Annotated in this window: 14 protein-coding genes; 10 read left to right on the forward strand and 4 right to left on the reverse strand. The window is 72.0% G+C overall.

Annotated features, from left to right (window positions below; translation table 11 throughout):
• The first annotated feature begins 10 nt into the window (after positions 1-10).
• The 9 genes from pstA to ACIP2X_RS15165 all read left to right on the forward strand — a co-directional run bounded on the left by pstA (position 11) and on the right by ACIP2X_RS15165 (position 12,517).
• Positions 11-1,312 (forward strand): phosphate ABC transporter permease PstA, encoded by a 1,302-nt coding sequence (gene pstA, locus ACIP2X_RS15125; protein ID WP_401672460.1) that lies wholly within the window; start codon positions 11-13, stop codon positions 1,310-1,312.
• On the forward strand, positions 1,309-3,051 hold the full coding sequence (locus tag ACIP2X_RS15130) for a phosphate ABC transporter substrate-binding protein PstS (protein ID WP_401672462.1): 1,743 nt from the start codon (positions 1,309-1,311) through the stop codon (positions 3,049-3,051). The genes pstA and ACIP2X_RS15130 overlap by 4 nt, the downstream gene beginning before the upstream one ends.
• Positions 3,048-5,471, forward strand: coding sequence for a hypothetical protein (locus ACIP2X_RS15135; protein ID WP_401672464.1), 2,424 nt, complete (start codon positions 3,048-3,050; stop codon positions 5,469-5,471). The genes ACIP2X_RS15130 and ACIP2X_RS15135 overlap by 4 nt, the downstream gene beginning before the upstream one ends.
• Positions 5,472-5,638: 167 nt before the next feature.
• Positions 5,639-6,679, forward strand: coding sequence for a hypothetical protein (locus ACIP2X_RS15140; protein ID WP_401672466.1), 1,041 nt, complete (start codon positions 5,639-5,641; stop codon positions 6,677-6,679).
• A 112-nt stretch (positions 6,680-6,791) separates the two neighbouring features.
• Positions 6,792-8,255 carry an Ig-like domain-containing protein gene (locus ACIP2X_RS15145; RefSeq protein ID WP_401672469.1) on the forward strand — a complete coding sequence of 488 codons (1,464 nt, stop codon included), beginning with the start codon at positions 6,792-6,794 and terminating at the stop codon, positions 8,253-8,255.
• Positions 8,256-8,343: 88 nt separating this feature from the next.
• The gene (locus tag ACIP2X_RS15150; RefSeq protein ID WP_401672471.1) at positions 8,344-9,285 is read left to right on the forward strand and encodes a sortase; all 942 of its coding nucleotides are present in this window, start codon (positions 8,344-8,346) and stop codon (positions 9,283-9,285) included.
• Positions 9,286-9,370: 85 nt separating this feature from the next.
• Positions 9,371-10,195, forward strand: a complete 825-nt coding sequence (locus ACIP2X_RS15155; RefSeq protein WP_401674441.1) for a phosphate ABC transporter ATP-binding protein — start codon at positions 9,371-9,373, stop codon at positions 10,193-10,195.
• Positions 10,196-10,598: 403 nt separating this feature from the next.
• Complete coding sequence (locus ACIP2X_RS15160) at positions 10,599-11,051, forward strand: hypothetical protein (RefSeq protein WP_401672474.1); 453 nt, start codon at positions 10,599-10,601, stop codon at positions 11,049-11,051.
• Between the two features lie 149 nt (positions 11,052-11,200).
• Positions 11,201-12,517: a hypothetical protein gene (locus ACIP2X_RS15165; protein WP_401672476.1), complete on the forward strand. Its 1,317-nt coding sequence runs from the start codon at positions 11,201-11,203 to the stop codon at positions 12,515-12,517.
• A 330-nt stretch (positions 12,518-12,847) separates the two neighbouring features.
• On the opposite strand, the gene ACIP2X_RS15170 is transcribed toward ACIP2X_RS15165, so the two are convergent.
• The 4 genes from ACIP2X_RS15170 to ACIP2X_RS15185 form a co-directional block, all read right to left on the reverse strand.
• Positions 12,848-14,479 (reverse strand): phospho-sugar mutase, encoded by a 1,632-nt coding sequence (locus ACIP2X_RS15170; protein ID WP_401672479.1) that lies wholly within the window; start codon positions 14,477-14,479, stop codon positions 12,848-12,850.
• A 314-nt stretch (positions 14,480-14,793) separates the two neighbouring features.
• On the reverse strand, positions 14,794-15,618 hold the full coding sequence (locus tag ACIP2X_RS15175) for a purine-nucleoside phosphorylase (RefSeq protein WP_401672481.1): 825 nt from the start codon (positions 15,616-15,618) through the stop codon (positions 14,794-14,796).
• 111 nt (positions 15,619-15,729) lie between these two features.
• Positions 15,730-16,008: a type II toxin-antitoxin system RelE/ParE family toxin gene (locus tag ACIP2X_RS15180; RefSeq protein ID WP_401672484.1), complete on the reverse strand. Its 279-nt coding sequence runs from the start codon at positions 16,006-16,008 to the stop codon at positions 15,730-15,732.
• A 51-nt stretch (positions 16,009-16,059) separates the two neighbouring features.
• The gene (locus ACIP2X_RS15185; protein ID WP_401672487.1) at positions 16,060-16,497 is read right to left on the reverse strand and encodes a gamma-glutamylcyclotransferase; all 438 of its coding nucleotides are present in this window, start codon (positions 16,495-16,497) and stop codon (positions 16,060-16,062) included.
• Between the two features lie 106 nt (positions 16,498-16,603).
• Between ACIP2X_RS15185 and ACIP2X_RS15190 the strand changes: the two genes are divergently transcribed.
• The gene (locus ACIP2X_RS15190; RefSeq protein WP_401672489.1) at positions 16,604-18,052 is read left to right on the forward strand and encodes an NAD(P)H-quinone dehydrogenase; all 1,449 of its coding nucleotides are present in this window, start codon (positions 16,604-16,606) and stop codon (positions 18,050-18,052) included.
• Positions 18,053-18,093: the final 41 nt, after the last annotated feature.

The following is an 18,093-nucleotide window of genomic DNA, read 5'->3' on the forward strand; positions in this document are numbered from 1 at the left end:
ACCGAGCCAGATGACCGTCACCACGCCACAGAGCCCGCCGAGCGACCAGGAGCCGCAGGGCGGACCGCGCCAGGCGGCGCCGCAGCGGCCCGCCGGCCCCGGCACGACCCTGCCCGGCCGCCGTGCCGGCGGGGGCGGCACCCTCGGGGAGTCCCGCAGGAACCTGTCCACGCTGCGCGCCACGGACGTGTACGCGATGCTGGGCGCCGCCGCCGCGTCGCTCTCCCTGACCTGGCTGATGTTCGACCGGCTGCTGCCCTTCAACGGCGCGCTCGGCTTCGTCGTCATCGCCTACGTGCTCTTCATCGGCCTGTACGCGCTGGTGGTCTCGTTCGACGAGGACGGCCCCGCCGTACGGGACCGGGTGGCCGCCGCCGTCGTCCAGAGCCTCGGCGTCGTGATGCTGGCCGCGCTCGCCTTCGTCGTCGTCTACACGCTCTACGAGGGCCGTGAGGCGCTGCCGCACCTGAACTTCTACACGGAGTCGATGGCGGCCGCGGGCCCGCTGGAGCCGCTCGGCGTCGGCGGCATCCTGCACGCCATCGTCGGCACGCTGTGGCAGATCGGCATCGCGCTGGTGATCTGCATCCCGACCGGGCTCGTCTGCGCGGTCTTCCTGAACGAGATCCCGGGCCGCTTCAGCCGGTTCGTGCGCACCATCGTCGAGGCGATGACCGCGCTGCCCTCCATCGTGGCCGGCCTGTTCATCTACGCGACCTTCATCCTGGCGCTCGGCTTCGACCGCTCCGGACTCGCCGCGGCGCTCGCCATCTCCGTGATGATGCTGCCGATCATCATCCGCGCCGCGGACGTGGTGATCCGGCTGGTCCCCGGCACGCTGCGGGAGGCGTCGTACGCGCTCGGCACCTCCCGCTGGCGCACGGTCTGGCACGTGGTGCTGCCGACGTCCCGGTCCGGTCTGACGACGGCGGTCATCCTCGGCACCGCGCGCGGTGTCGGCGAGACCTCGCCGGTGCTGCTGACCGCCGGATACACCGCGGAGCTGAACACCAACCCGCTCCAGGACCCGATGGTCTCGCTGCCGCTCGCGGCCTTCGAACTCGTCAAGTCCCCCGAGGCCAGCTACATCGCCCGCGGCTTCGGCACCGCGGCGGTCCTGCTGGTGCTGGTGCTGATCCTGTTCGTCCTCGCCCGCTTCTTCGGCGGCCGCGGACCCGGTCAGCTGACGCGCCGCCAGGAACACCGCCGTGTGCGGGCCTCCCGCCGCGACGCCAAGCGCTTCACCTCGCAGGCCCACGCCCCGTCCGTCCCGCCGTCAGCCAGTAACGCACCGACGAGGAGCACCCCGTGATTTCCGCACCTGTCCGACGTCCACGCGCGCTGCGCGTGTACCAGGCGCTGGCGCTGTTCGTCGCCTTGGTCTGCGCGCTGCTGGCCCTCGACCCGCCGAACGCGCAGGCCGCCACCTACACCAAGATCAGTGGCTCCGGCTCGACCTGGAGCGCCAACGCCATCGAGCAGTGGCGCCGCAACGTCCGCCAGCAGGGCATGACGGTGAACTACGCGTCGGTCGGCTCGACGATCGGCCGCAACCAGTTCCGTGACGGCACCTCGGACTTCGGCGTCTCCGAGATCCCCTACGGCCTCAACGACCTCGGCAACGTCGACTCCCCGCCGTCGCGCAAGTACGCGTACATGCCGATCGTCGCCGGTGGTACGTCGTTCATGTACAACCTGAGGATCGGCGGCCAGCGCGTCACCAACCTCCGGCTCTCGGGCGACGTCATCACGAAGATCTTCACCGGCAGGATCACCATGTGGAACGCGGCCGAGATCAAGGCCGACAACCCCGGGCTGAACCTGCCGGCCCGCCGGATCGTCCCGGTGGTCCGCTCCGACGGCTCGGGCACGACCGCCCAGTTCACGCTGTGGATGTCCAAGCAGTACGGCTCCCTGTGGAACGACTACTGCCGCCGCGCCGGCAAGCAGACGCCCTGCGGCCTGACCTCGTACTTCCCGAACATCCCGGGCTCCGGATTCGTGTCCCAGTCCACCTCGCTCGGCGTCGCGGGCTACACCCGCCAGCCGCAGGCCGAGGGCGCGATCACGTACGTCGAGTACTCCTACGCGCGCAACGCCGGCTTCCCCGTGGTCAAGGTCCTGAACAAGTCGGGCTACTACGTCGAGCCGACCGCGTCCAGCGTGGCGGTGGCGCTGACCAAGGCGAGGATCAACAACGACCCGCGCTCGGCGACCTACCTCACCCAGAACCTGGACAGCGTCTACAGCTTCGGCGACCGCCGCACCTACCCGCTCTCCAGCTACAGCTACATGATCATCCCCACCAAGGAGGAGGCGGGCTTCACCAAGGCCAAGGGCCGGACCCTGAGCGCCTTCAACAACTACTTCCTCTGCGAGGGCCAGCAGCAGGCCGACCGCCTCGGCTACTCGCCGCTGCCGAAGAACCTGGTCGAGGCCGGCATGGAGCAGACGAGGAAGATCCCCGGCGCCGAGACCGGCAGCATCGACATCAACCGTTGCAACAACCCGACGTTCTCCGGCGGCAGGAACCTGCTGATCGAGAACGCCCCGTACCCGAAGGCGTGCGACAAGAAGGGCGCGGACCAGTGCGCCACCGGTACCGGCGGCGCCAGGCAACCCACCACCCAGACCGGCGGCGGCAGCACCGGCGGCGGCTCCGGCACGGGCGGCAGCGGTGGCTCCACCGGCGGTGGCGGCGGCTCGACCGGCGGCTCCGGCGCGACCGGCGGGTCCGGCTCGACGGGCTCGGGCGGTGCCACGGGCGGCTCGACCGGCGGCACCGACGGCGGCGGCACCGGCGGCACGTCCGGGACGACCGGGGGCACGGTCGTCGACCCCGACACCGGCGAGGTCCTCGCCGCCGACCGGACGGCCGGGGACAGCTCGGTCGCGGCCAGCCCGGTGTCCCTGGGCACCGGGGACTCCCTGGGCCTGCGGACGGCACTGATGGCGCTGTCCGCGGCGCTGCTGCTGGGTGTGGTGGTCGGACCCCCGGTGCTCGCGCGGGTGATGGGTGGCAGGACGCGCCGGAAGGGGGGCGCGGCATGACCGCGGTGACGACGCGGCGCCGGCCGCGGATCCCGATCGCCGTGGGGTGCCTGCTGGCCGCGCTGGTGGTGGCCTTGCTGCCGATCCCGCCGGGTTCTCAGCCGGCGGTGGCGGCGGAGGGCGACTCCTCCGCGGTGACGAAGTCCGGACCGAAGGGGAAGTACGACGACTTCTCCGACCTCGAAGTGACGGTGCATCAGACACAGGGACTCCGGTCCCAGGGCGTGCGCGTCACCTGGGAGGGTGGCGAGCAGACCCGGGGCAACGGCCAGTTCAACGGCAACTACCTGCAGATCATGCAGTGCTGGGGCGACGACCCCGACGGCCCGGATCCCGAGCAGTGTGTGTACGGCGGGTCCGCGGCCGTGGTGGCGGACGGCCAGGGCCGGGTGCTCAACCCCTCGCTCGACCAGGACGAGGCAGCCCGGAGCTTCGTGCCGTTCCGCCCGGCCAACGGGGAACCGGCCACGACACAAGCCTTCGACTACACGTACTTCGGCCCGCTGGACACCAACGAACAGCAGGCGAACCTGACGTTCGCGAACGGCACCGGCGAGACGGTGTTCGAGATGCAGGACGGCATCCAGGCCGACTACCTCGGATGCGGTGTCAACACGGCCCCCCAGGGGCGGCCGGCTGCTCCGCGCCCCTGCTGGCTGGTGGTCGTGCCGCGTGGCATCCATGAGACCAACGGCAACGACATCGGCTTCGGCAGTCTCAGGACCTCGCCGCTCTCCGCGACGAACTGGGCCCAGCGGATCGTCTTCCCGCTGGACTTCCTCCAGGTCGACCAGTTCTGCCCGGAGGGGCAGCCGGAGCGGCCGACGATCGGCACCGAGCTGTTGACCGACGCGGTCACGTCCTGGCAGCCGCGGCTGTGCACCTCGACGGACAGCACGTTCGGCTTCACCTCGGCCGCCGAGGAGCAGGCCAGGAGCCAGGTGCTGAGCACATCGGCCGAGACACCCACGCTGGGCTTCACCGTCGATCCCGTGGAGCAGGCGGAGGGCGGGCCGGCGATCGTCCACGCGCCGGTCGCCGTCTCCGGGCTGGCCTTCGCGTTCTTCGTCGAAGGGCCGGACGGTGTCGTCCAGGACATGCGGCTCACACCACGGCTCGTCGCCAAGATGCTCACTCATTCCTATCGAAATGATGTTTCCCTGACTCCCGGTCCGGAGCACATCAAGGACAATCCGCTGGACTACACCGAGGATCCGGAGTTCACAGAGCTGAATCCTGATTTCCCCCCGGTTCCCGGGTCCCCCATGAGTTTGATGGTGCCCATCGGGAACTCCGACACTGCCCGGCTGGTGTGGAACTGGCTTCAGTCCGACCCGGAGGCCCGTGACTTTCTGGCGGGAAAGGCGGACCCGAACGGGATGAAAGTGAATCCGTATTTCGGTGAACTGGGGCTCGACGAGAACTCCACTTTCAACGAGTACCCGAAGGTGGACCCGAGCGAGGGAATTGCGACGGGTTCCGGAGGCGCCAGCCTGCCCTACACCCTCCTGGACATCGCCCCCTACACGGCCGACCTGCACGACGGGGCGGTGCGAGCTCGTCGCGGGAACAACAACAGGACGATTCTGTGGCAGGCGGGAGGGAACGGCGCACCCGACAAACTCGTCAACGACGCCCCGCTGCCCGGTAGTCGCGCGGTCATGGCGGTCGTCGACATCCCCTCGGCGGAACGCTACGGACTGCCCGTGGCCGGTCTGCGCAACGCGGACGGCGAGTTCGTCGAGCCGTCGACCGCCTCCCTTCTCGCGGGCGTCGACACCATGCTGCCGTCGTCCGTCGACGCCGGTGTGCTCGAGCCCGACCCGGCACGCGCCAAGGGCCAGGCCTACCCGCTGAGCGCGGTGACCTACGCCGCCGCGTCCGTCGACCAGGACACCGAGGCCCGCAAGGCCTACGCGGAGTTCATCAGGTATGCCGCCGGTCCGGGCCAGACGCCGGGCCTGTCGGCCGGAGAACTGCCCCACGGCTACGCTCCGTTGCCGGCCGACCTGCGCACGCGGGCCGAGAAGGCCGCGGACGACCTGGAGCGCGGAGCCGTCTCCGACGACCCCTCCGGCGAACCGGACCCGGACGACCCGGGCGCCGCGGGACCGGGGCCGGCCGGTGGTGCCGGAGGGGACTCCTCCGGTGCCGGCACGGCAGGAGGGGCGTCGGGAGCGGGTGGCGCGACCGGCGGCGGCAGCGCGGAGCCGTCGGCGTCGGGACCGGCCGCCGCGGACGCTTCGGCGGCACCCTCCTCGGGGCCTCAGCAAAACGTCGCCGAAGCGAAGGGCGGATTTACGCCCGGAGAGATTATGGGCGTCATCCGCTGGGTTCTTGTCGGCGTTCTCGTCCTCGGTGGAGCGGCCGGGCTTTCGGGTCCGATAATGCTGCGCCTCGCCCATCGGCGGACTCCCTAGGAGACACCTCGTAAGCCTGCTCGTAACCTTTCCCTCGCTGGGAATTGGTGGCCACTGCCAGGAAATGTTGGAAATGTATGCGGTGGCCGATCGACGGGTCGGCAGCACAGCAATCCGGATTCAGCTTGAACGTCCAGCCTTCGAAATCCGAAACAAGGAGATCAGAAGTGAACGTCAAGTCTCGCGCCAAGGTCGGCGCCGCGGTTCTCGGTGCCGCGGCCCTCGGTGTCGGCATCATGTCCACCCCGGCGTCGGCGGACTACACGACCCCGCCGTTCCGTGCGCTGGCCGGTGTCGGTTCCGACACCACGCAGTACGTGGTGAACGGCCTTGGCGAGGTCGCGGTGGACGCCGGCGGCAACAAGATCGTCGGTTCCTGGAACGCCACCGGTTCCGCCACGATCACCCCGAAGGCCGACGCGCACTGCGCGAACATCGCCCGTCCGAACGGCTCTTCGGCCGGTATCGACCGACTGCTCGCCGACATCAACAACACGGCCCAGTCCGACTGTGTCGACTTCGCCCGTTCCTCGCGGGGTCCGTCGACCGCGGGCTCGACCCTCACCTTCATCCCGTTCGGCAAGGACGCGGTCACCTACGCGACCGACCTGGGCAGCACCCTGCCGTCCAACCTGTCCATCGCGCAGCTGCAGTCCATCTACCGCAACTGCACCTTCGTGGACGCCGGTGTCACCAAGACGGTCTCCAAGGCGCTGCTGCCGCAGGCCGGTTCCGGTACCCGCACCTACTGGCTGTCGTCCATCGGTGTCACCGAGGCGGAGATCACCACGGCCAAGAACGCCGGCTGCGTCGACGACACGGTCCAGGAGCACGACGGCGTCGCGCTCGCGAGCGGCACCCAGATCATGCCGTACTCGGTCGCCCAGTGGATCGCCCAGGGCAAGGGCTTCGCGGACGTTCCGAACCGCCGTGGCGAGTCGCGTCTGCGCAGCATCGCGGGTGTGGCTCCGACCACCGGTTCGGGCAGCGCGCTCGCCCTGAACCCGAACTTCACCTTCGCGCGCGACGTCTACAACGTCGTCCCCACCGCCAAGCTCGGTGACGCGAACATCGCGCGCGCCTTCGTCGGTGCGAGCTCCCAGGTCTGCCAGAACATCGCCACCGTCAAGAACTACGGCTTCGGTGACCTGAGCGCCGACTCCGCGCCGTCCAACTGCGGTGACACCAGCACCACCGGCAACCGGTAGACGCCGATCGTCATCCGCACCACCGCGTGACGGCCGGGCACCGACCAGGTGCCCGGCCCCACGCGCTGTCCATGAGTCCGTGCAGCCAACAGTCCCCCGGGGGGCCTCCGCAATGACAGTGCTCCAACCCTTCCGAAGAGCGGCCGCGATCCTGGCCGCCTGTGCCGTGCTCGTCGCGGGCGTCGTGGCCCTCGTCGCGTCCCAGTCCCAGCCTGCCCGGGCGGCGTCCATCGGGGACTTCACCATCGCGTCCGGCGGCAGCCTGAGCGACCCCGAGCCGCTCGGTGCGACTCTGGGGATTCCCGCCGCGTGTCCCGACGTCACGATCGAGGACATCAACTGGAACAGCCATCTCAACCTCTACCTCGTCAAGGCGGACGGCACCGAGGCCACGGTGTTGAGGGGCGTGAGCAACGGCGGGCCGTACACCCAGGCGACGCCGTCGATCTCGCTGGCCGCCGCGGACAACCCCGGCATGGAGGTGCAGAGCCTCGCCGACATCGTCACCAGTGACGGTACGTACGAGTTGCGTGCCTTCTGCGTGGACAACTACGACTTCGCCAAGCCCTCGGAGGAGATCGTCCCCGGCAACCCGTACTGGACCCAGAAGATCACCGTCACCGGTGACACCTGGGCGCAGGGCGAGGGCGCGGAGGCGACCAGCACCGAGCTGACGTACAGCCCCTCCCAGGTGGAACCCGGACAGACGGTGAAGCTCACCGCCACCGTCACCCCGTCAGAGGCGACCGGGAACGTGACCTTCCTGGACGGCGACACCTCGCTCGGTGATGCCGCGGTCGCGAACGGCAAGGCCGAACTCACCACTCCCGCTCTGGACGACGGGCCGCACGACTTCACCGCCCGCTTCGTCCCGGCGAACACCGCCGAGTGGGGCGCCTCCGAGTCCGAGCCCGTCAGGCTCGTCGTCCAGCTGCCCCGGGTGGAACTCCACAACGCCCAGGGCGAGCGGCTGCCGGATGTCCCGGAGCTGGAGCGCGGTCAGCAGGTGAAGCTCGTCGTCCGCCGTTGCACGGCCGGCGAGGAGTACACGCTGGCCCTCGACAAGCACGAGGCCGACTTCCCCAAGGCCACAGCCGACCCGAACGGAACGGTGACCTGGGCATCCCTCACCGTGCCCGAGGACGCGGTCGCCGGCGACAACGCCTGGAAGTGGACCCCGGCGTGCGACGGGGGAGCGAACGCCCAGGCGTCCTTCACCCTCGCCGAGCCCTCCGGTGACCCCAGTGGCGAGCCCTCGGACGACCCCTCGGGTGACCCCACCGACGACCCCTCCGGTGACCCCACCGACGACCCGACCGGCGACCCGACCGACGACCCGTCGGGCGACACCTCCGGGACCACGTCCGGCACGACCGGCGGCGACACCGGCGGCAGCACCGGCGGCGACACCGGCGGCAACTCCCCGCAGGGCGGTGGCGGCGGCCTCGCCTCCACCGGCAGCCAGATCGCGCTGTTCTCCGGCATCGGGGCGATCGTCCTCGTCGCGGCCGGCATCTTCGCGGTGCGCTTCGGCCGCCGCAACGGGCTGCTGAGCTTCGGCGAGCCCAGGGCCTGACGGCACTCGGAGCACGGGCGGCGGGACACCACCCCGCCGCCCGCGCCTCCGTATCCCCCTTCGACACCTCTCCACAGGAGCGCACCCCGTGACCGTGCTGTCCCCGCCCCCGCCGGCCGTGGCGCCACCGGCAGCGGCGTCCTCACCCGAGCCCGAGCACGCCGCCGGGCCGCCGCGGGCCGAACGCGCCGGCTTCGCGTTCGCCGGGGTCGCGCTGTGCCTGCTCGCCGCGCTGCTGCTCGGCTTCGCCGCCAACCTGACGATCGTCGGCCACCTCCAGCACGCCCGCGACCAGCAGACGGCGTACGACGAACTCCGCCGCCAACTCGCGCTCGGCGTCGCACCGGTGGGCCAGCAGACCTACGAGGGCGAGCTGCTGGAGCCCGGCGCGCCGGTGGCGTTGCTGCGGATCCCGACGCTGGGCCTGAGGGAGGTCGTCGCCGAGGGCACCACCTCGGGCGTGCTGATGTCGGGCCCCGGCCATCGCCGGGACACCCCGCTGCCGGGACAGGCCGGCACGAGCGTGATCATGGGCCGCCAGTGGGCGTACGGCAGCCCGTTCAACGACCTGCACCAGCTGCCGCTCGGCACCGAGATCCGGGTCACGACCGGGCAGGGCACGGCCACGTACGAGGTCTCGGCCGTCCGCCGTGAGGGCGACCCGCTGCCGCCCGCCCTCAAGGAGGGCGCGGGCAGGCTCACCCTCATCACCGCCGAGGGCGGGCCCTACACCCCCTCCGGCACGCTCCGTGTCGACGCGGAGCTGACCAGCGACGTGATGCCGGCGCCGCCGCGGCCGCTCGCGCCGGGCTGGATCGACGAGTCCGAGCAGGCCATGGGCACGGAAGGCGCGGCCTGGCTGTCCGTCTTCCTGTGGTCGCAGGGCCTGCTGCTAGCCGCCCTGCTCACCATGGCCGCCTACCGCGCGTGGGGCCGCTGGCAGACGTGGGTCGTCGCCGTGCCGGTGCTGGCCGCGTTCGGCCTGGCCGTCTCCGGCGCCGCCGCCCGTCTCCTGCCCAACCTGCTCTGACCGACGAGGAGTCCACCCCACCATGTCCGACACGACCGACGCGACCAGCACCCTCGTCGAGGAGATCCTGGATCCGACCCAGCAGATGACGACGGCGAAGCCGCGCAAGCTGGGCGCGGCGACCGCGGAGAGCGACCCCGCCACCCTGGAGGCCGACGCCATCTCGGCGTGGTTCGGCGACCACAAGGTCCTGGAGCGCGTCTCGCTGACGATGCCCGCGCGCAGGGTGACGGCGCTCATCGGCCCGTCCGGCTGCGGCAAGTCGACCTTCCTGCGGATCCTGAACCGGATGCACGAACTGGTCGGCTCCGCCGCCCTGTCCGGCCGCGTGCTCCTCGACGGCGACGACATCTACGACCGCGGCCGCCGCATCACGCACGCCCGCCGCCACATCGGCATGGTCTTCCAGAAGCCGAACCCCTTCCCGGCGATGTCGATCTACGACAACGTCACCGCGGGCCTCAAGCTCGGCGGCATCAAGGCCGGCCGCGACGACAAGGACTGGCTGGTCGAGGAGTGCCTGACCAAGGCGGGCCTGTGGAAGGAGGTCCGCGACCGCCTCCGCCAGCCCGGCGGCGCGCTGTCGGGCGGCCAGCAGCAGCGGCTGTGCATCGCCCGCTCGCTGGCGGTGCGCCCGCGCGTACTGCTGATGGACGAGCCCTGCTCGGCCCTGGACCCGACGTCGACGCGCCGTATCGAGGAAACCATCCACGAGCTGAAGGAAGAGGTGACGATCGTGATCGTCACCCACAACATGCAGCAGGCGGCCCGCGTCTCCGACCAGTGCGCCTTCTTCCTCGCGGAACAGGGCACCCCGGGCGTGATCGTCGAACACGGCGCCACCGACGCGATGTTCAACAACCCCCAGGACCCCCGCACCACGGACTACGTGAACGGGCGGTTCGGCTGAGCGGTGCCCCGGCCGGCCCTACGAAGGGATCTCCGCGATGACCGGTACCCCTTGCGCAACGCCCCCAGGACGAGGTGGCCGTGCGGTGCCGCTCGTGGGGGCGCTTCTCGGTGTCGCCGTCTCCGTGGCCCTCGTCGGTTGTGCCGTGCCCGGTGTGCCCGACGAGCCGCCGGCCGGCCCGCCCGCGTCCGCCCCGGTGGCCGAACCGGCCGTCCGGGGCGGGTCCGCAGGGCCCGTCGTGTCCGAGGTCCCCGCCGAGCCCCGCCCGGTGCGGACCCCGGCGAAGGCTCCTGTGCCGCCCGCGCCGACCGGCGGGGTCTCGGGGCCGACGCCGTCCCCCTCACCCACACCGGCCGCAACCCCCGCGCTCTTGCCGTCCGAGAGCCCCGATCCGGTCCCGTCGGTGTCCCCGAGTCCCCGCGCCACGCCCACGAGGAGCCCCCGGGCGACACCGTCGCCCCGGACGCTCGGTGCACGCAGCGAGGACGGGTCGACCACCCTGCGGATCGGCGACTGGTCGGCCGAGGTCGTCCGGGGCGGGCAGGACGCCGTCGACGCGTGCGAGGACGCCGTGCAGTGGACCGGGCCGGACCTCGGGACCGAGGACGGGTACGCGCTGCGGACCGCCGTCGTCGTGGGCCACGAGTACTGCGGGGGCTTCGACCGGTTCGCCCAGCTGCCCGTGGGGACGACCGTCACCGCCACGACGCCGCGCGGCACGTTCACGTACCGCGTCTACGCCCATCACGTCTCACCGGGCCGCGGCACGCCCTCCCACGGCCTCTACTGGGGCGACCTCACCCTTCAGTCCTGCGTCGGCGACGACACGGGCTTCAGCTATCTCGTCCGCGAGTGAGGGCACCTGCCCGACGCGCCTGTCCCGGCCGTGTGTTGTTCATCCGGGCTTCTCCCCTCGGAGTCGGCCCGGAGCCCTCGTGCCGCCCGCCGCTGCCTAGCGTCGGTCGCGGAAACCGGAACCGTCACCTCGGCAACAGGAGTGTTCTGATGTCCCGTCCGCTCACCAGACCCTTCCACGAGGCGGGCGAACGGCTGCGGGGCCGGCGCGGACTGCGCGGCTCCGTCGTCGCGACGGTGGCCACCGTGGCCACGGCACTGCTCACCGCGGGCTCCCAGGCGCCGGGGCACCTCGGTGCGCAGCAGGCCTCGCGCGACGGAGGGATGAGCGTGCCCGGCGGATTCGTGCCGCCGGACGCCGCACTGCCGGAGGTCCGCTCGCAGGGCGACGACTCGTACCACGTCGAACTCCCGCCCCTGAAGGACGTGGAGGCCGTCGAGAAGGTGTGGGGCGAGGAGGCCGCGAAGCCCGCTCCCCGGCGCGTCGGGACCGAGGCCGGGCTGCCGTCCACCGTGTTCGCCGCCTACCGGCGGGCCACCGCCTCGGTCGGGCGCACGGATCCCTCGTGCCGGCTGAGGTGGGAACTGCTCGCCGCCATCGGCAAGGTGGAGTCCGGGCACGCGAGCGGCGGCGCCGTGGACGCCGACGGCGACACCCTCACCCGGATCACCGGCCCCGCCCTCGACGGCAACGGCTTCGCGCTGATCCTCGACAGCGAGGGCGGGCGGTGGGACGGGGACGCCGTGTACGACCGGGCCGTCGGGCCCCTGCAGTTCCTGCCGACCACCTGGAAGACCTGGGGCGCCGACGGCAACGGGGACGGCACCGCGAACCCGAACAACATCTTCGACGCCGCCCTGGCCGCGGGGCACTACCTGTGCGCGGGTGAGCGGGACCTCGGTACGGCCGCCGGACTGGAGCGGGCGATCCTCAGCTACAACTACTCGCGTGACTACCTGAACCTCGTCCTCGGCTGGATGGAGTTCTATCTGCGCGGTGTGCACGCCGTGCCCGACGGCACGGGCGTCGTCCCGGAAAGCCCGGGGGCCGGCAGCGGGAACCCCGCCACCAGGCCGGTGACCGAGGCGGGGAACGGGGGCGGGGGCGGCGCCGGGGGCGGGAACGGTAACGGGAACGGAAACGGGGGCTCCGGCGGGGGTGCCACTGCCGCGCCTGGCGGGTCCACGTCGCCCGAGCCGCCCACGCCGTCCGACGGCGCGAGTCCCGGCTCCACACCCGGGCCCTCCTCCACGCCGGGTGACCGGCCCTCCGACGGGCCCACGCCGACCGGGACGCCGGGCGACACCGCCGCGCCCACTCCGGGCGAGAGTCCCTCGGAGACCACCACCCCGGACCCCGAGCCGTCGACCGAGGCCCCGGCGTCCCCCTCGCCCGGCGAGACCACCGGGAGCCCTGAGAGCCCTGAGCCCACCTCGTCCGACACCACCGCGTTGGCCACCGGCTGACCGGAGGGGGCGGGAAGGCACCTGCCCGACACGGGTTCGGCCGGTGATCCGTTGCCGAGAATCCCGTGCCGGGCCTGCGCCCGGCGTCCCGCGGGGGGTGTTCCGAAGTGCGGGACACCTGCGGGCGGATGCGTCCAAGGGGGGGGTGAGGAGCGCATCCGCACTTCCCCCAGCGTGGGACGCGCGGGAGCGGAGCAGACAGCCGGGGGGAGAGCTACAGCCCAACTCCCGGTGAATCGGGGAACCCTTGGGGACGGCGTGCCGGCGGCGGGCGCCGCCCGGCCCGCGTGCCGCGGGGCGGGCGCCGCCCGGCCCGCGTGCCGCGGTGCCTCAGATGCCCGCCGCCTCGGACAGGTCCCGCTTGATCGCCGCCAGCAGGTCCGTCGCCTCGGCGCGGGCCGCGGGGAGGTCGGCGTGTCCCGTGACGGGAACCACGACCTCCAGATAGCACTTCAGCTTCGGCTCCGTGCCGCTGGGACGGACGATCACGCGGGCGCCTTCGAGGGTGTAGCGCAGGCCGTCCGTGGGCGGCAGCGTCTCCGTGCCCCGGGTGAGGTCCTCGGCCTTCGTGACCGGCAGGCCCGCGAGCCGCGTGGGCGGCTGCTCGCGCAGGCGGCGCATGGCGTCGGCGATCACCGAGAGGTCCTGGACACGGACCGAGAGCTGGTCGGTGGCGTGCAGGCCGTGTGCGACCGCGAGGTCGTCGAGGAGGTCGAGGAGGGTGCGGTGGTCCGCCTTGAGGGTGGAGGCCAGTTCCGTGATCAGGAGCGCCGCCGTGATGCCGTCCTTGTCGCGTACGCCGTCCGGGTCGACGCAGTAGCCGAGGGCCTCCTCGTAGCCGTACCGGAGGTTCTCGACGCGGGCGATCCACTTGAAGCCCGTGAGGGTCTCTTCGTGGGCCAGGCCCGCCTTCGCGGCGATGCGGCCGAGGAGGGAGGAGGAGACGATCGACTCCGCGAAGGTGCCCTGCGCTCCGCGGGTCACCAGGTGGGCGGCGAGGAGGGCGCCCACCTCGTCGCCGCGCAGCATCCGCCAGTCGTCGCCGTCCTGCACGGCCACCGCGCAGCGGTCCGCGTCCGGGTCGTTGGCGATGATCAGGTCGGGGTGCGTCTCCCGGGCCTTGGCGAAGGCCAGGTCCATCGCGCCGGGCTCCTCCGGGTTGGGGAACGCCACCGTGGGGAAGTCCGGGTCGGGCTCGGCCTGCTCGGGGACGAGGGCGGGGGCCGGGAAGCCCGCGCGGTCGAAGGCGGCGAGGAGGGTGTCCTTGCCGACGCCGTGCATGGCCGTGTAGACGGTGCGGGCGGTGCGGGGGGAGCCGGCGGAGAGGACGGCGTCCGTGCGGGCCAGGTAGGCGTGGAGGACGGTGTCGTCGAGGGTCTCCCAGCCTTCGGTGGGGCGGGGGACCGTGGTGAGGGAGGCGATGGCGGCGATCTCGGCGGCGATGTCCGTGTCGGCGGGCGGGACGATCTGGGAGCCGTCGCCGAGGTAGACCTTGTAGCCGTTGTCGCGGGGCGGGTTGTGGCTGGCGGTGACCTCCACGCCGGCGACCGCGCCGAGGTGCCTTATGGCGAAGGCGAGGACGGGGGTGGGCAGGGGGCGGGGGAGGACGGCGGCGCGGAGGCCGGCGCCGGTCATGACGGCGGCGGTGTCGCGGGCGAAGTCGGCCGACTTGTGGCGGGCGTCGTAGCCGATGACGACGAGGCCGTCCTCGTGGCCCTGCTTCCTGAGGTACGCGGCGAGACCGGCCGCGGCGCGGATGACGACCGTGCGGTTCATGCGCATCGGGCCGGCGCCGAGTTCGCCGCGGAGGCCGGCGGTGCCGAACTGGAGGGTGCCGGCGAAGCGGGCGGCGAGTTCGGTGACGTCCTTGGTGTCGATCAGGTGGGCGAGCTCGGCACGGGTGTCCGGGTCCGGGTCCTCGGCGAGCCATGACTGGGCCTGGGCGAGGAGGTCGTCTTGCACGGTCGGTCAGCCTCTCGTCGGGGGTGGTGCGGGTGCGGTGCGATGCCTGCGGCGCCTGTGCCGGTCCGTTGGGGGTTGCCGGCGCGCGGGGGGTGGTCGTCTCGTCGGGGCGGGTCGGGGGGTGTCCGTCCTCGGAACGGCGCGGAACCGGTCTCTCACCGACGTACCCGTGTTGACGCGCCAGCCGCTGCGGGCGGACACCCCCCCGACCCGCCCCCTTCCCGTCGTGCGCGGCTGCCGCGCCATGCGAGTGACGCCCGAGTGGTCCGCTCGCCTCGCGCCGTAGGCGGGTGCCGCGCCGTGCGCCCCACGGATCAGAGGCGGGCCAGGACCTGGGTCAGGAGGGAGCCCATTCGGGTGGCGGAGTCGCGGCCTGCCTGGAGGACCTCCTCGTGGTTGAGGGGCTCTCCGGTCATGCCGGCGGCGAGGTTGGTGACGAGGGAGATGCCGAGGACCTCCGCGCCGGCCTCGCGTGCCGCGATGGCCTCCAGGACCGTCGACATGCCCACCAGGTCCGCGCCGATCACACGGGCCATGCGGATCTCGGCCGGCGTCTCGTAGTGCGGGCCGGGGAACTGGGCGTAGACGCCCTCCTCCAGCGTGGGGTCGACCTCCTTGCACAGGTTGCGCAGGCGGGGCGAGTAGAGGTCGGTCAGGTCGACGAAGTTCGCGCCCACGATGGGGGAGGTCGCCGTGAGGTTGATGTGGTCGCTGATCAGGACCGGCTGGCCGGGGCGCATGCCCTCGCGCAGGCCGCCGCAGCCGTTGGTGAGCACGATCGTCTTGCTGCCGGCGGCGACGGCGGTGCGGACGCCGTGCGCGACGGCGGCGACGCCGCGGCCCTCGTAGTAGTGCGTGCGGCCGAGGAAGACCAGGGCGCGCTTGTCGCCGATCCGGTACGAGCGGATCTTGCCGCCGTGCCCGGCGACCGCGGGCGGCGGGAACCCGGGCAGCTCGGTGACCTGGAACTCGGCCTCGGGAGCGCCCAGCGCCTCCACGGCCGGCGCCCAGCCCGAGCCCATCACGAGGGCGACGTCGTGGGACTCGGCGCCGGTCAGTTCGCGCAGGCGAGCGGCGGCGGCGTCGGCGGCGGCGTAGGGGTCGCCCTGGATGTCGTCCGGAAGAAGAGATGCGTTCACGCGGACGAGGGTAGCCGGTCCGGTCCTACGCGCGTAGATGATGGAGGTCACGGGATTGCGATCGTTGTCTTGTCGTTTCCCACGAGCGGGGGACGAGAAGGGGCGGCACGGTCATTCGTCGGCGACGAGGACGTCCTTGTCGTTGAAGGCCTCGACGATGAAGATCAGCAGCCGGCCCCGGCTGACCGTGTACTCCACGATGATGTTCTGGGTGAGCCGGATCGTACGGTCGTCGCCGGTCGAGCCTATGGGGCGCGACACCGGGAGGAAGGGGTCGCGGGCCAGCAGGGAGATGCCCTTGTCGAAGGCGATGCGCTGCCCGTCGTCGAGCCGGTCACGGGCCTCGGCCGCCTGCACCGTGAAGTAGACGTCGTACGTGGTGGGGGACATGCGCTCTCCCATGGGCGTCGGTCCGCCCAGTCTAGGAGCCGGGGGCCGGGGTCAGCAGGGCCTCTTGCGGAGCTCCATCACGTAGTCGTGCGGCGCGCCCGCCGATTCCGCGGCGTCCGCGATCTCGCCGAGGTAGCGGGCGGAGGGCAGACCGCCCTCGTAGCCGTTGAGAACAAAGACCCACGCGCCCTCCTCGCCCTCCAGGGTGTGCACGCGGATGCGCATCCGGCGGTAGACGCCGAGGCCGACGCCCACCCACCGGTCGAGTGACTCCTCGTCCATGGGTGCGACGTCGTAGAGGGCGACGAAGACCTGGGAACCGGGTGACTCGACGATCGTCGAGAGCGCGCCCTCCCAGCCCATGTGCTCGCCGCCGAACGTCAGCCGCCAGTCGTTCATCCACCCCGTGGCCCGCATCGGCGAGTGGGGGGCGCGGCGGGACATCAGCCGCGCGTCGAGGTTGCCGGCGTAGGCGGCGTAGAGCGACATGGGTCGAGACTACGGCAGTCGGCCAGCGCGTCACTTCCGTGCCAGGGGTACCTGTGGTAGCTCGGGCGGCCCCCCGGGGCAGTCGCACATTGAAGGGTGCGGGACAATGGAGTACGTGACTCGGATCGTGATCATCGGTGGCGGACCCGGCGGATACGAGGCGGCGCTGGTAGCCGCCCAGCTCGGTGCGGAGGTGACCGTCGTGGACTGCGACGGTCTGGGCGGAGCGTCGGTGCTGACCGACTGCGTGCCGTCGAAGACCCTGATCGCCACGGCCGAGGTGATGACCACCTTCGACTCCTCGTACGAGGAGCTGGGCATCATCGTCGCCGACGACACCCCCCACGTGGAGCAGGCCGCCCGGGTGGTCGGCGTGGACCTCGGCAAGGTCAACCGACGGGTGAAGCGGCTCGCGCTCGCCCAGTCGCACGACATCACCGCCGCCGTGACGCGGGCCGGAGCGCGCGTCATGCGCGGGCGCGGGCGGCTGGAGGGCATGCAGGCGCTCGACGGGTCGCGCAAGGTCGTCGTCAGGGCCGCGGACGGGAGCGAGGAGACGCTCGTCGCGGACGCGGTGCTCATCGCCACCGGCGGGCACCCCCGTGAGCTGCCCGACGCCCGGCCCGACGGTGAGCGGATCCTGAACTGGACGCAGGTCTACGACCTCGACGAGCTCCCCGAGGAGCTGATCGTGGTCGGGTCCGGTGTGACCGGTGCCGAGTTCGCGGGCGCCTACCAGGCGCTCGGGTCGAAGGTCACGCTGGTCTCCTCCCGGGACCGGGTGCTGCCGGGCGAGGACCCGGACGCGGCCGCCGTCCTGGAGGACGTCTTCCGGCGGCGCGGCATGAACGTCATGGCGCGCTCGCGCGCCGCCTCCGCCAAGCGGGTCGGCGACCGGGTCGAGGTCACCCTCTCCGACGGCCGGGTCATCACCGGCTCGCACTGCCTGATGGCCGTCGGCGCCATCCCCAACACCGAGGGCATGGGACTGGAGGAGGCCGGGGTCCGGCTGAAGGACTCCGGGCACATCTGGACCGACCGGGTCTCGCGCACCAGCGCCCCCGGCGTCTACGCCGCCGGTGACGTCACGGGGATCTTCGCCCTGGCGTCCGTCGCGGCCATGCAGGGCCGCATCGCCATGTACCACTTCCTCGGCGACGCGGTGGCCCCGCTGAACCTGAAGACCGTCTCGTCCAACGTCTTCACCGACCCCGAGATCGCCACCGTCGGCTACAGCCAGGCCGACGTCGACGGCGGTGTCATCGACGCCCGGGTGGTGAAGCTGCCGCTGCTGCGCAACCCGCGCGCGAAGATGCAGGGCATCCGGGACGGCTTCGTCAAGATCTTCTGCCGTCCGGGGACGGAGATCGTGGTGGGCGGTGTGGTGGTGGCGCCGCGCGCTTCCGAACTCATCCATCCGATCTCGATCGCCGTCGACAACAATCTGACGGTCGAACAGATCGCGAACGCGTTCACCGTCTACCCGTCCCTTTCGGGGTCGATCGCGGAGGTGGCCCGCCAGCTCCACGCCCGGAAGGCCACCGGCGAGGCCTGACGTTCCGGGCGGCCGAAAGTGACTCCTCGCTGGTCACGGGG

The organism is Streptomyces sp. NPDC089424, assembly GCF_044749345.1.
Taxonomy (GTDB): Bacteria; Actinomycetota; Actinomycetes; order Streptomycetales; family Streptomycetaceae; genus Streptomyces.

Bases quoted from the DNA above. Each gene is read 5' to 3' on its own strand.
- pstA (WP_401672460.1), top strand. From the start codon at position 11: ATGACCGTCACCACGCCACAGAGCCCGCCGAGCGACCAGGAGCCGCAG.
- ACIP2X_RS15180 (WP_401672484.1), bottom strand. From the start codon at position 16,008: ATGTCCCCCACCACGTACGACGTCTACTTCACGGTGCAGGCGGCCGAG.
- ACIP2X_RS15165 (WP_401672476.1), top strand. From the start codon at position 11,201: ATGTCCCGTCCGCTCACCAGACCCTTCCACGAGGCGGGCGAACGGCTG.
- ACIP2X_RS15145 (WP_401672469.1), top strand. From the start codon at position 6,792: ATGACAGTGCTCCAACCCTTCCGAAGAGCGGCCGCGATCCTGGCCGCC.
- ACIP2X_RS15190 (WP_401672489.1), top strand. From the start codon at position 16,604: ATGGAGTACGTGACTCGGATCGTGATCATCGGTGGCGGACCCGGCGGA.
- ACIP2X_RS15155 (WP_401674441.1), top strand. From the start codon at position 9,371: ATGACGACGGCGAAGCCGCGCAAGCTGGGCGCGGCGACCGCGGAGAGC.
- ACIP2X_RS15135 (WP_401672464.1), top strand. From the start codon at position 3,048: ATGACCGCGGTGACGACGCGGCGCCGGCCGCGGATCCCGATCGCCGTG.
- ACIP2X_RS15185 (WP_401672487.1), bottom strand. From the start codon at position 16,497: ATGTCGCTCTACGCCGCCTACGCCGGCAACCTCGACGCGCGGCTGATG.